The organism is Rhodanobacter sp. KK11 (assembly GCF_033345435.1).
Taxonomy (GTDB): Bacteria; Pseudomonadota; Gammaproteobacteria; order Xanthomonadales; family Rhodanobacteraceae; genus Rhodanobacter.
The window spans coordinates 65,185-77,627 of the sequence record NZ_JAWPMI010000005.1 but is presented as its reverse complement, the minus strand read 5'-3'; the positions used below and the strand labels follow the sequence as shown (position 1 = coordinate 77,627).

Below are 12,443 nucleotides of genomic sequence, written 5' to 3'. Positions count from 1 at the left end.
CGCGGATAAAACATGCCAGAATGCGGCGGGAACCCTCCATCGTGGGTCTGCCGATGCGGCGAGCGGCATGAAAACCGGAAGCGTCATTCGCTGGCGTACCGCCGGCCTGCTGCTGGCGATGCTGATCATCGTCGGTCTGCCGTATGTCGTCACGCTGCAATGGACGCGCGACACCGAGCGGGCCACCGAGTGGGTGGTCCGCTCGACCGAGGTGAAGTCGCTGGCCTACCGGGTCGCCTACGTCTTGCACGACAGCGAGGCGGCCACCTATCGGCTGCTGGCGGGCGACGTGGACGAGGCCACCCGCGCGCGCGCCGAGCGGGTCGGCAAGGAAATGCCGCCGTTGCTGCGGCAACTGCGCGACATGACGCGCGACAATCCCGACCAGCAGGCCCTGATAGGCTCGCTGGCCAGCAACGTCAACGGCCGGATCACCCTGATGAAGCAGGCGCTGGACCGGCTGCGGCAGGGCAACCCGGACGGCGCCCGGCAGTCGCTGCGCGACGCCGACGACCTGTTCGGGATGGATGCGCAGATCACCGGCATCGTGCAGATCGAGGGCGGCCTGCTGCAGCAACGCCAGGCGGCGGTCGCACGACAATCCCTCAGCGGGCGCATCGTGCTGTCGATCACCGCGATGGCGCAGCTCCTGCTGCTGACCATCATCGTGATCGCTTCCGAGCGGCAGATCGGCCGACGCCAGCTGGCCGAGACCCGCGAAGGCCGTGCGGTGCTGCGTACCCAGCTGATCTTCCAGGCGGTGCGCGAACCGATCGCGCTGTTCGACGAGAACCTGAACAGCCTGCTGGTGAACAACGCCTTCAGCGAGCTTTACGGGATGGACCCGGGGCAGCGCTCCCAGCCGCTGGTGCAGATCGGCGAAGGCGCCTGGAACGACAGCGTGCTGCTGCAGCGCCTGAACGACGTGCTGCTGCGTGACCGCGAATTGTGGGACCACGAGTTGGTCCAGCGTACCGTCGACGGTGTCGACCGGCACGTGGTGATCAACGCGCGTCGTCTGCAGCAACACGATGGCGGCACGCCGGCGCTGTTGCTGACGGTCAGCGACGTCACCACGCGCGCGCTGGCCGAGCAGAAAGTGAACGAGCTCAACCGCCAGCTGGAAGGCAAGGTCACGCAGATTTCCGACGTCAACCGCGAGCTGGAGGCGTTCAGTTATTCGGTGTCGCACGACCTGCGCGCGCCGCTGCGCCATATCGCCGGGTTCGCGCGCAAGCTGGAACAACACCTGGGCGACCAGGTCGACGAGAAGTCCGCCCACTACATCGAGGTGATCGCCGGTTCGGCGCAGCGCATGGCGGTGCTGATCGACGACCTGCTGGTGTTCTCGCGGCTCGGCCGTGGTGCGCTGCGGTTGCAGGCGGTGGACATGCAGTCGCTGGTCGACGAGGCTCGCGCGCTGGCCGAATCGGGCGTATCGGATCGGCGTATCGTGTGGGCCATCGCGCCGTTGCCGATGGTGATCGGCGATGAGAACATGCTGCGCACGGTATGGCAGAACCTGCTCGGCAACGCGGTGAAGTACACCGGGCATTGCGAGGTGGCGCGTATCGCGGTGAGCGTGCGACAGGGCCGCAACGGCGACTACGAATTCACGGTAAGCGACAACGGCGCGGGGTTCGACATGCAGTATGCGGACAAGCTGTTCGGCGTGTTCCAGCGCCTGCACCGCGCTTCGGAATTTCCGGGCAACGGTATCGGGCTGGCCAACGTGCGGCGGATCGTGGCACGCCACGGCGGCCGGGTCTGGGCCGAGGCCGAGCCGGGGCACGGCGCCCACTTCCATTTCTCGCTGCCGGCCACCGACGCGGCCGGTACCCGCACCTGAGAGTGAAGCATGAACAACAAAGACCTGCGCACCATCCTGCTGGTCGAAGACAGCCTGGCCGACGCCGAGATGGCGATCGACGCGCTCGGCGAGGCCCACCTGGCCAACCCGGTGGTGCACGTGGAGGACGGCGTGGAGTGCATGGACTACCTGCGCTGCACCGGCGCCTGGGCCTCGCGCGAGCCGGGTGATCCGGCGGTGGTGCTGCTGGACATCAAGATGCCGCGCATGAGCGGGCTGGACGTGCTGACCGCGATGCGCGCCGATGAGCGGCTGCGGCGCATCCCGGTGGTGATCCTGTCGTCCTCGCGCGAGGAGAGCGACCTGGCGCGCAGCTGGGATCTCGGCGCCAACGCCTATGTGATCAAGCCGGTCGACGTGGACCAGTTCTTCGAGGCCGTGCGCACGCTGGGGCAGTTCTGGGCGGTGCTCAACCAGGCGCCAGAACACGAATGAGCGAATGGGACACGGTACCCGCGCCGACCGACGGACGGTATGCGGGCACCGGTACGGACGGGGCAACAGGGAGCCATATGCCAAACGGGCAAAATCGGGCGATGCCGACGATCCGGGTGCTGCAGGTCGAGGACAGCCAACTCGATGCCGAGCTGGTGCTGGCCGAGCTTGACGCCGACAATCTCTGCTACGAGGTGCGCCTGGTCGACGACGAGTCGAGCTTCCTCGCCGCACTGGACGAATTCAGGCCGCACATCGTGCTGTCGGACCTCAGCATGCCGGGGTTCTCCGGCCAGCACGCGCTCGAGCTGCTGCGCCAGCGCGACGAGTATCTGCCGTTCATCTTCGTCTCCGCCACGCTCGGCGAGGAGGCGGCGATCGAGGCGCTGCGCAACGGCGCCACCGACTACATCCTGAAGCAGAACCCGGCCCGGCTGGCCAGTGCGGTGCGCCGCGCGCTGAGCGAGGCCGAGGCGCGCCGGGCCAGCCGTCGTTCCGAGGCGGAACTGATCCGCGCGCAGCGTTTCGAGAGCCTGGCGATGCTCGCCGGAGGCCTCAGCCACGATCTGCGCAACCTGTTGCAGCCGCTGCTGCTGGCCGGCGACAGCCTGCAGGATTACCAGGACGATCCGCGCCTGGCGCGGCTGGGCAAGCTGGTGCGCGATTGCGGCAAGCGCGGCCTGGAGATGGTGCACTCGATGCTGTCGTTCGCCAGCGGCGCACGTCGCGCGGAACAGGTGCGGCTGGGCGCGCTGTTCAGCGCGTTCGACCTGCTGATGCAGGGCAGCGTGCCGCACACGGTGACGATGGAACTGGCCATCGACGACCCGGAACTGTCGTTCGGGGGCAACCACACCGAGCTGCAGCAATGTCTGTTGAACCTGTGCCTGAATGCGATCCAGGCGATGTCGGACGGTGGCCACCTGCGTGTCGAGGCCGCCCAGACGACCTTGCCGGCGGATTTCTTCCTGCCGGGGGAGCAGCCGCGGCCGGGCCGTTACCTGTGCATCAGCGTGATCGACGATGGCCCCGGCATGGACCAGGCCGTGCTCGATCAGATATTCGAGCCGTTCTTCACCACCAAGGAAAACGGCACCGGGCTCGGTCTGCTGTCGTGCAAGCGGATCGTCGGCAGCCATGGCGGCGTGATGCGGGTGGACAGCCAGCCGGGCCACGGCAGCCGTTTCGACCTGTACTTCCCGCTGGAGGAGCCGACCGCCGACAGCGCCCAGGCCGACGGCCAGGACAACCTCGAAGGCGCCGCCGAGCGCGTGCTGGTGGTGGTGGAAGAGGCCGGCCAGCTGTCGCTGCTGGCCGACACGCTGGACGCCTGGGGCTACCAGGCCCACGCCAGCCAGAGCGGCACCGCTGCGCTGCAATGGATCGAGGCCGCCGGCCTGCCCGACCTGGTGGTGCTGGACGCGGACATGAGCCTGTTCCCCGGCGTGCGCACGCTGGCCGCGCTGGTCGAGCACGGCTACAGCGGCGCGGTGATCCTGCTGGCGCGCCCCGGCGCCACGCCGGATCTGCACGAACTCCCTTCGCTGGAACACCTCTACGTGATCGACAAGCCGGTCACCACCCAGGTGCTGCTGCGCGCCCTGCGCAAGGCGCTGGACACGGCCGGTGACGCGGCTGGCGCGTGAGCTGCGCGGATACGACGGCCGCGAGCACAGGGATGTCGGCGTATTGCTTCGATCCGGCCCCGCGGAGCACCACCACCGTTTCGCCGACGGGGCGACCCGTCAGTGTGAGCAAGTTGGGTGGCAGGGTGGAAGGCGGGCTCAGTCGATGCCGAGCTTCTTCAGCTTGTAGCGCAACGCGCGGAAGGTGATGCCGAGCTTTCGGGCCGCCGCGGTCTTGTTGTAGCGCGATTCCTCCAGCGCCTTGACGATGGCGGTGCGCTCGAGGTTGCTGATGTAGTCGTCGAGGCCGCCGTCGGCGCTGGCGGTGGCCGGCGGCTGCGGCTGCTGGCCCGGCGCCGCCGCTTCCTGGTTGGATCGCGCGCTGCGCTGCGGCAGCATCAGGTCGGCGGCCTCGATGGTGCTGCCGTCGCACATCGCCATCGCGCGTTCGAGGATGTTTTCCAGCTCGCGCACGTTGCCGGGGAAGTCGTAGGCCTCCAGCGCCTCCAGCGCGGCCGGCGACAGCCGCCCCACCTCCTCGCCGCTCTTGCCGGCCAGCGCCTTGAGGATGAACGCGGACAGTTGCGGCACGCGCAGTTCGATCACGTTGATGCGGTAGAACAGGTCCTGGCGAAACTGGCCCTGCTCGACCAGCTGGCCGAGGTTCTTGTGGGTGGCCGAGAGGATGCGCACGTCGACCGGGATCTCGTCGCGGCCGCCGATCGGGCGCACCGCCTTTTCCTGGATCGCGCGCAGCAGCTTCACCTGCATGTGCAGCGGCAGTTCGGCCACCTCGTCGAGGAACAGCGTGCCGCCCTGGGCGGCCTGGAACAGGCCTTCCTTGTCCACGCTGGCGCCGGTGAAGCTGCCCTTGCGGTGCCCGAAGAATTCGCTTTCCATCAGCTCGGACGGGATCGCACCGCAGTTGACCGGCACGAACGGGCCGCTGGCGCGCGGGCCCTGCTCGTGGATCAGCCGTGCCACCAGCTCCTTGCCCACGCCGGATTCGCCGGCGATGTAGACCGGCGCCTGGTTGCGCGCCAGCTTGCCGATGGTGGCGCGCACCTGCTGCATCGCCGCGGAGTCGCCGATCAGGCGATCGCCGGAGTCGCCGGTTTTCGCCGCGGCGCCGCCGTTGCGCCGCTCTTCGGCCAGGCGCAGCGCGGTACGCACCAGTCCGCGCAGCATCTGGATGTCGACCGGCTTGGAGACGAAATCGAAGGCGCCGGCCTTCAGTGCGTTCACCGCGGCGTCGACGTTGCCGTAGGCGGTGATCATCGCCACCGGCATGTCGGGGTGTTCCGCGGCGATCAGCTCGATGATTTCGTGGCCGGTGCCGTCGGGCAGCCGCATGTCGGTGAAGCACAGGTCGTAGCCGCGTTCGGCCAATGCACGGCGCGCCTCGGCTACGGTGCCGACGGCGTCGACCTGCAGATCCATCCGCCCCAGCGTGATGGTCAGCAGCTCGCGGATGTCGCGTTCGTCATCAATGACCAGAACGGTCTGTGGGTTCATGGCACGGCGCGTGGCAAACGGTGCCTCACAGAATACTCGGCCCCGCCCCGCGGGGCAAAGACTACCGGTGTTGCGGGTAGCCCCTCGCAACCCGATGCGGCAGCATGTGGCAGGCGCGATCCGGGCAGGCCAGCGGCGGTTTCAGCGCGGCTCGCGGAGCAGCCGCGGCCTGCCGTCGGCACCGCGGTCGATGCGGATGTCGTAGTGCCTGCCGCGGAACGTGATGTCCTGCAGCGTCAGCGAGTGCCACGCCGGCGGCAGCACCGGCGCGTACGCCTCGACCAGGCCGTCGTCCTCGATGCGCAGGCCGCTGAGGCCGTAGACGAAGCTCTGCACGAAGCCGGCCGAGCTGGCCAGCAGGTAGCCGGCGTTGTTGGCGACGGTCTCGGTGCGCACGTTGAACGGCGGCTTCAGGAAGCCGACCAGGTTGCGCTGGATCCATTCGCCCGCGGCCTTGCCGTCACCCAGCTCGGCGGCGCCCACGGCGAGCATCACCATCATCATCTCGTTCGGGTCGTCGCCATGCACCTTCAGCTCGTGCAGCTGGAACGCGAAGTCGTTGCGGCGCACCTGCATCGACATCGGCAGGTCCATGTTCGGGTACATCAGCCAGGCCAGCGACGAGCCCATCCAGGTGATCTTGTCGTGCGGCACCGAGACGTCGAAGTCGAGGTGGCGCTGGTTGGCGTCGTCGAACGGGATGTACATCTTCGCGGCAATCGCGGCCCGTCGACGCCGGTTTCCGGATCGGCCTCCCACGGGTACATCGTGCCTTTCGCGCCGTATTGTTTCGCCCGCTCGCGCGCCGGCTGCATCGTGCGCGCGTGGAACATCACGATCGGCTTGGCGCGCTCCGGGTGCAGCAGGAGCAGCGCGGGAAACACCCACGAATCGCTGTCCCAGAACGCGTGGCCGGCGTAGCCCGGGGTCAGCGCGCAGGCGCCCATCGGCCAGGCGGTGCCCGTCGTGGTGTTGGAGAGCAGGTAGTACAGGTCCGGGTGCACGGCAGGGTGACCAGCGTCTGCTGGCGATGGGCGCGATCCGCGCCACGCTGGATCCGGGGCGCTCGGTGCCGGCCGACGTGTCGGTGGTGGGCTACGACGACATGCCGCTCGGCGCGAGCTTCCTGCCGCCGCTGAGTTCGGTGCGGTAGGACTGGCAGGAAGGCGGCATGCTGCTGGCGCTGATCAAGGGCGAGCCGGCCAGCTCGGAATGCCTGCCGGTCAGCCTGATCGTGCGCTCGACCTGACGGCGGCTTCGCCGCTTCAGCGCGTGGCGGCCTCGGTGGTCTCGGCGGCGTCGGCCGGGCCACGCGCCGGCGGCGTCAGCACCAGCCGGAAGCAACTGCCGCCGCCGGCCACGCGCACGTATTCCAGCGAGGCCTGGTTGGCGTCGCTCATCTGGCGGGCCAGGTACAGGCCCAGGCCGGTGCCGTATTCATGGGTGGTGTAGAACGGCTCGAAGATCTGCGCGGCCACCTTCGGCGCGATACCGGGACCGCGGTCGATCACCTCCAGGATCGGCACGCCGTGCTCGCCCTGCCGGGTCACCACCATCACCCGTGCCGGTTCGCCGGGCAGGCGGCCGTAGCGCAGCGCGTTCTGCACCAGGTTCCACACCACCTGCTGCAACTGCTGCGGGTCGGCCACCGCCGCCACCGGGGCGCCGCTGCCGGCGATCGCACGCAGCGAATCGGCGCCCAGGTCGTTGCCCTGGCGGTATTCCTCGACGAAGGCCTGTGCCCAGTGGCCCAGGTCCAGCGTCTCCGGGCGCGAGCGCTCGCGCCGCGACAGCTGCAGGATGTTCTCGATGATCTCGTTGAGCCGGATGCAGTGGTTGTTGATGATCTCGACCATGCGCTGGTCGGTGGCGTCCATGCTGCGCGACTCGGCCAGCAGCTGCGCCGAGTAGCGGATCGCCGCCAGCGGGTTGCGGATCTCGTGGGCGATCGAGGCGGACAGCCGGCCCAGCGAGGTCAGCGTGAGTTCCTCGGCGCGGCGCGACAGCAGCGAGGTGTCGTCGAGGAAGATCAGCACGTGCGAATCGTCGTTCGGCGCCAGCCGGGTGAAGCGCGGCACCACCTCGGGCACGCCGTCGGCGAGCTGGGTGGCGGTTTCGTCCAGCTTGCCCGAGGTCATCCAGTGGTACAGCCGGCGCGACAGCTCCGGCGCCAGCTGGCCCAGGTCGCGCTGGTCGGCGCCGGGGTTGCCCAGCAGCATCCACGCCGATTCGTTGATCTGGTGGATGCGATTGGCGTCGTCGACCAGCAGCACGCCGGTCTTCATGCGGCGGATGATCAGCTCGTTGACCTGGGCCAGGTTGGCCAGGTCGGTGCTGCGCTGCTCGGCCAGCGCCTCGGTGGCGCGCAGTTGCCGGCCCAGCACGTGGCACAGCGTGGTGGTGGCGAAGTAGGCCAGGCCGAACAGTGCCGCTTCCAGCAGGCCGCGGTCGCCCGTGCTGCCGGCGGAGGCGCCGAACAGGGTATGGCCGAGCATGCCCAGCGTGGCCAGCGCGGCAAAGAAGCTGGACAGCCGCAGCGGCAGGATCAGCGCGCCGGCGCTGAGGTTCACCGCCAGCATCATGGCGATGCCGATGCGTGCGTCGTGCATGGCGATGATCGCCAGCACGGCGGCCGTGATGTCCACCGCCAGGGTCGCCGCCACCATCGTGCGGGCGTACGGCATGCTGCGCCGGTTGAACAGCAGCGCGACCAGTGCAAACACCAGGTACAGCGTGGTCACGGCGCGGGCGAAGTCGGGAATGGCCAGTGCGGGCCAGCCCAGGCCCGGCGGGCTGAACGCCAAGCCGGCATAGACCAGCGCCTGCACCAGCCGGAACACGTTGAGGAAGGTCAGCTCGTGGCGGACCGTCGCCGTGCCCGCGCGCTGGGCGTTCAGGGGTGCTGTGCTGGACATCGTGTGGCCCGTGCTGGATGGATCGGCGCATTTCCGAGGGTCGGGGCGAGTATAGACGGGCTGATTGGCGCTGTAAGTGGGCGAAAACACGTGGAAGCGCGGTCTCTGCGGGCGGTCCGCGCCGGCGGCCCTTTCCATCCGCGCCCGCTTCCGCGAAAATAGGCGGCCGTATTGCGCGGTTTTGCCGGTTCCATCCGGCAGGCGCACTGCACCCCCGGCAGCGCGTCCATCCGCCGTCCGACTCTCCTGACCCACGCCGATGTCACGCGTGCGGCCGCCATCGTTTCTCCGTTCGCTCGAGGTATCGAATGAATTTCCACGAATACCAGGCCAAAGAACTGTTCGCGCAGTACGGCATCGCCGTGCCGCCGGGCAAGATCGCCAGTTCCCCCGACGCCGCCGTCGACGCCGCCAAGGCGCTGGGCGGCAACCAGTGGATGGTCAAGGCGCAGATCCACGCAGGCGGCCGCGGCAAGGCCGGCGGCGTGAAGTTCTGCCGCAGCCTGGACGACGTCCACGCCGCCGCCAAGGGCATGCTCGGCACCCGCATGGAAACCTACCAGTCGGCCGGCCGCGCGCTGCCGGTGAACCTGGTGCTGGTGACCGACGCCACCAACATCGCCAAGGAGCTGTACCTGTCGGTGCTGGTGGACCGCGATTCCAGGGCCGTGTCCTTCATCGCCTCCAAGCACGGCGGCGTGGACATCGAGCAGGTGGCGAGGGAGACGCCGGAAGATATCCACACCGTCGTGGTCGATTTCGTCGAGGGCCTGCAGCCGTACCAGTGCCGCCAGCTCGGCTTCGCGATGGACCTCAACGCCAAGCAGGTCAACCAGCTGACCAGGATCATGCTGGGCCTGTACAAGCTGTTCAACGAGAAGGACCTGTCGCTGGTCGAGCTGAACCCGCTGGCGATCCTCGAGGACGGCAACCTGGCCGCGCTGGACGGCAAGGTCAACTCCGACGACAACGCCGACTTCCGCCACCCCGAGCTGGTCGCCATGCGCGACCTGACCCAGGAAGACGCCGCCGAGGCGGCCGCGGTGCAGAACAACCTCAACTACGTGACCATGGACGGCTCGATCGGCTGCATGGTCAACGGTGCCGGCCTGGCCATGGCCACCATGGACGTGATCAAGCTGGCGGGCGGCGAGCCGGCCAACTTCCTCGACGTGGGCGGCGGCGCCACCAAGGAGCGCGTGACCGAGGCGTTCAAGCTGATCCTCTCCTCGGACAAGGTGAAGTGCATCCTGGTCAACATCTTCGGCGGCATCGTGCGCTGCGACCTGATCGCCGAGGGCATCATCGCCGCAGTGAAGGAAGTGGGCCTGAAGATTCCCGTGGTGGTGCGTCTGCAGGGCACCAATGTCGAGCTGGGCCGCGAACTGCTGGCCAACTCCGGTCTGGCGATCACGCCGGCGGACGATCTCAACGACGCGGCGCAAAAAGCCGTGGCTGCGGCCAAGGCCTGAGGAGCAATCGAAACATGAGCGTACTCGTCAACAAGAACACCAAGGTGCTGGTGCAGGGTTTCACCGGCCAGCAGGGCACCTTCCATGCGCAGCAGTGCCTCGACTACGGCACGCAGATCGTCGGCGGCGTCACCCCGGGCAAGGGCGGTTCCGAGCACATCGGCCTGCCGGTCTTCAACTCGGTCGATGAAGCCGTGCTGGAAACCGGCGCCGACGCGTCGGTGATCTTCGTGCCGCCGCCGTTCGCGGCTGACTCGATCCTCGAAGCGATCGACGCCGGCATCAAGGTCATCGTGGCGATCACCGAAGGCATCCCGGTGCTGGACATGCTGCGCGTGAAGAACGTGCTGCAACAGCATCCGGAAATCGTGCTGATCGGGCCGAACTGCCCCGGCATCATCACCCCCGGCGAATGCAAGATCGGCATCATGCCCGGCCACATCCACCAGAAGGGCAAGGTCGGCGTGGTCTCGCGCTCCGGCACGCTGACCTATGAAGCGGTGTTCCAGACCACCAACGAAGGCCTCGGCCAGAGCACGGTGATCGGCATCGGCGGCGACCCGATTAACGGCCTCAGCTTCATCGACTGCCTCAAGCTGTTCCAGGACGACCCGCAGACCGAAGGCATCATCATGGTCGGCGAGATCGGCGGCAGCGCCGAGGAAGACGCCGCCGAGTTCATCGGCGAGTACGTGACCAAGCCGGTGGTGTCGTTCATCGCCGGCGCCTCGGCCCCGGCCGGCAAGCGTATGGGCCATGCCGGCGCGATCATCTCCGGCGGCAAGGGCACCGCCGCGGCGAAGTTCGCCGCGCTGGAAAAGGCCGGCGTCACCACGGTGAAGTCGCCGGCCGACCTCGGCAAGACACTCGCCGGACTGATGAAGTAAGTCGGCACCGCCGTACCGTAAAATGCGAAGGCCGCGATTCGTCGCGGCCTTCGTCGTTCCTGGAGTCCTGGTTCATGGCAAAGCTGCGCGTGGCGCTGGCCCAATTCGATTTCCCGGTCGGCGCGGTGGCGGGCAATGCCGCGAAGGCGGGTGAGCTGATCGTGCAGGCGCGCCGCGGCGGCGCCGCGCTGGTGGCATTTCCCGAGCTGACTCTTTCCGGGTACCCGCCGGAGGACCTGCTGTTGCGGCCGAGCTTCCTGGCCGCCTGCGCCGGCGAACTGGCCGCGCTGGCGGCGGCGACCGACGGCATCGCCGCCCTGGTCGGCCACCCGCACAGCGAGGGCGAGGTGTTCAACGCGGCCAGCCTGCTGCGGGACGGCCGGGTGGAATGCACGGCGCACAAGCAGGCGTTGCCGAACTACGGCGTGTTCGACGACAAGCGCTATTTCCGCCCCGGCCATGCCACGACCACCGCCGTGGTCGACGGCGTCAACGTCGGCCTGCTGATCTGCGAGGACGTATGGCAGCCGGAGCCGGCGGCGCAGGCCGCGGCGGCCGGTGCGGAGCTGCTGGTAGTGATCAACGCCTCGCCGTGGGACGGAAGCAAGCAGGTCGAGCGCGAAGCCGTGCTGCAGGCGCGGGCGCGCGAAACCGGCTGCGCACTTGCCTACCTCAACCTGGTCGGCGGCCAGGACGAGGTGGTCTACGACGGCAGCTCCATGCTGGTGAACGGCGACGGCTCGATCGCCGCGCGCGCGCCGGCCTTCGTCGACGCGCTGCTGTGGGCCGAGTTCGATCCGGCCATGCGCACCTGGTCGGCGCAGGACTGGCCGGCTCCCGCCGACCGCTCGCCGGAGGCGACGCTGTATGCCGCGCTGGTGCGCGGCACCCGCGACTACATCGACAAGAACGGCTTCGGTGGCGTGCTGCTGGGCCTGTCCGGCGGCATCGACTCCGCGCTGACCCTGGCGTTGGCGGTCGATGCGCTGGGCGCGCAGCGGGTCACCGCGGTGATGATGCCCACCCGCTATACCTCGCCGCTGTCGCTGGACGGCGCGCGTGCCCAGGCCGAACGACTGGGCGTGGACTACCACGTGATCGGCATCGAGCCGACCTACCAGTCGTTCATCGCGGCGCTGACTCCGGCGTTCGCCGGCAAGGCGGCCGACACCACCGAGGAAAACCTGCAGTCGCGCATCCGCGGCACGATGCTGATGGCGTTGTCCAACAAGCACGGCCGATTGCTGCTGGCGACCGGCAACAAGAGCGAGATGGCGGTCGGCTACGCCACCTTGTATGGCGACATGTGCGGCGCCTACGCGCCATTGAAGGACGTCTACAAGACCGTGGTGTACCGCTTGTCGCGCTGGCGCAATGCGCGGGCCGCGCAGGCCGGCGAGGGCGACGTGATTCCGGCCGAGGTGATCGAGCGGCCGCCCTCGGCCGAACTGCGCGACAACCAGACCGACCAGGATTCGCTGCCGCCGTACGACGAGCTGGACGCGATCCTCGAACGCTTCATCGAGCGCGAGCAGTCGCAGGCGGAGATCGTGGCGCAGGGCTTTGCGGCCGACGTGGTGCGCCGGGTGGTGCGGCTGGTGCTGCTGAACGAGTTCAAGCGCCGGCAATCGGCGCCGGGACCGCGGGTGACCACCCGTGCGTTCGGCCGCGAGCGGCGCTATCCGATTACTTCCGGTTGGCATTGACCCTCGAAGCGAAGGGTC

Annotated in this window: 11 protein-coding genes; 7 read left to right on the top strand and 4 right to left on the bottom strand. The window is 68.5% G+C overall.

The window, feature by feature from the left end:
- The first annotated feature begins 67 nt into the window (after positions 1-67).
- From R5H19_RS13885 to R5H19_RS13875, 3 genes are all read left to right on the top strand, one after another.
- Positions 68-1,849, top strand: a complete 1,782-nt coding sequence (locus R5H19_RS13885) for an ATP-binding protein (RefSeq protein ID WP_318159618.1) — start codon at positions 68-70, stop codon at positions 1,847-1,849.
- Between the two features lie 9 nt (positions 1,850-1,858).
- Positions 1,859-2,305, top strand: a complete 447-nt coding sequence (locus R5H19_RS13880) for a response regulator (RefSeq protein WP_318159617.1) — start codon at positions 1,859-1,861, stop codon at positions 2,303-2,305.
- Between the two features lie 101 nt (positions 2,306-2,406).
- A complete protein-coding gene (locus R5H19_RS13875) occupies positions 2,407-3,951 on the top strand; it encodes a response regulator (protein WP_318159616.1) in 1,545 nt (514 codons plus the stop codon).
- Positions 3,952-4,089: 138 nt separating this feature from the next.
- On the opposite strand, the gene R5H19_RS13870 is transcribed toward R5H19_RS13875, so the two are convergent.
- From R5H19_RS13870 to R5H19_RS13860, 3 genes are all read right to left on the bottom strand, one after another.
- Positions 4,090-5,445, bottom strand: coding sequence for a sigma-54 dependent transcriptional regulator (locus R5H19_RS13870; RefSeq protein ID WP_318159615.1), 1,356 nt, complete (start codon positions 5,443-5,445; stop codon positions 4,090-4,092).
- A gap of 141 nt (positions 5,446-5,586) precedes the next feature.
- Positions 5,587-6,153 (bottom strand): glycosyl hydrolase family 65 protein, encoded by a 567-nt coding sequence (locus tag R5H19_RS13865; protein WP_318159614.1) that lies wholly within the window; start codon positions 6,151-6,153, stop codon positions 5,587-5,589.
- On the bottom strand, positions 6,051-6,329 hold the full coding sequence (locus tag R5H19_RS13860) for a hypothetical protein (protein ID WP_318160193.1): 279 nt from the start codon (positions 6,327-6,329) through the stop codon (positions 6,051-6,053). The genes R5H19_RS13865 and R5H19_RS13860 overlap by 103 nt, the downstream gene beginning before the upstream one ends.
- On the opposite strand from R5H19_RS13860, the gene R5H19_RS13855 reads away from it, so the two are divergent.
- Positions 6,230-6,598: a substrate-binding domain-containing protein gene (locus tag R5H19_RS13855; protein WP_318160192.1), complete on the top strand. Its 369-nt coding sequence runs from the start codon at positions 6,230-6,232 to the stop codon at positions 6,596-6,598. The two genes, R5H19_RS13860 and R5H19_RS13855, sit on opposite strands and share 100 nt — an antisense overlap.
- A 112-nt stretch (positions 6,599-6,710) precedes the next feature.
- Here the strand turns inward: R5H19_RS13855 and R5H19_RS13850 are convergent, their stop codons facing one another.
- Positions 6,711-8,360: a HAMP domain-containing sensor histidine kinase gene (locus R5H19_RS13850; RefSeq protein WP_318159613.1), complete on the bottom strand. Its 1,650-nt coding sequence runs from the start codon at positions 8,358-8,360 to the stop codon at positions 6,711-6,713.
- Positions 8,361-8,377: 17 nt separating this feature from the next.
- On the opposite strand from R5H19_RS13850, the gene sucC reads away from it, so the two are divergent.
- From sucC to R5H19_RS13835, 3 genes are all read left to right on the top strand, one after another.
- Positions 8,378-9,832 carry an ADP-forming succinate--CoA ligase subunit beta gene (gene sucC / locus R5H19_RS13845; protein WP_318159612.1) on the top strand — a complete coding sequence of 485 codons (1,455 nt, stop codon included), beginning with the start codon at positions 8,378-8,380 and terminating at the stop codon, positions 9,830-9,832.
- Positions 9,833-9,846: 14 nt separating this feature from the next.
- Positions 9,847-10,719, top strand: a complete 873-nt coding sequence (gene sucD / locus R5H19_RS13840) for a succinate--CoA ligase subunit alpha (RefSeq protein ID WP_318159611.1) — start codon at positions 9,847-9,849, stop codon at positions 10,717-10,719.
- A 74-nt stretch (positions 10,720-10,793) separates the two neighbouring features.
- Positions 10,794-12,425, top strand: a complete 1,632-nt coding sequence (locus R5H19_RS13835) for an NAD+ synthase (protein WP_318159610.1) — start codon at positions 10,794-10,796, stop codon at positions 12,423-12,425.
- Positions 12,426-12,443: the final 18 nt, after the last annotated feature.

Coding starts and splice junctions, on each gene's coding strand:
- R5H19_RS13885 (WP_318159618.1), top strand. CDS start 68: ATGAAAACCGGAAGCGTCATTCGCTGGCGTACCGCCGGCCTGCTGCTG.
- R5H19_RS13880 (WP_318159617.1), top strand. CDS start 1,859: ATGAACAACAAAGACCTGCGCACCATCCTGCTGGTCGAAGACAGCCTG.
- R5H19_RS13875 (WP_318159616.1), top strand. CDS start 2,407: ATGCCGACGATCCGGGTGCTGCAGGTCGAGGACAGCCAACTCGATGCC.
- R5H19_RS13870 (WP_318159615.1), bottom strand. CDS start 5,445: ATGAACCCACAGACCGTTCTGGTCATTGATGACGAACGCGACATCCGC.
- R5H19_RS13865 (WP_318159614.1), bottom strand. CDS start 6,153: ATGTACATCCCGTTCGACGACGCCAACCAGCGCCACCTCGACTTCGAC.
- R5H19_RS13850 (WP_318159613.1), bottom strand. CDS start 8,360: ATGTCCAGCACAGCACCCCTGAACGCCCAGCGCGCGGGCACGGCGACG.
- sucC (WP_318159612.1), top strand. CDS start 8,378: ATGGATCGGCGCATTTCCGAGGGTCGGGGCGAGTATAGACGGGCTGAT.
- sucD (WP_318159611.1), top strand. CDS start 9,847: ATGAGCGTACTCGTCAACAAGAACACCAAGGTGCTGGTGCAGGGTTTC.
- R5H19_RS13835 (WP_318159610.1), top strand. CDS start 10,794: ATGGCAAAGCTGCGCGTGGCGCTGGCCCAATTCGATTTCCCGGTCGGC.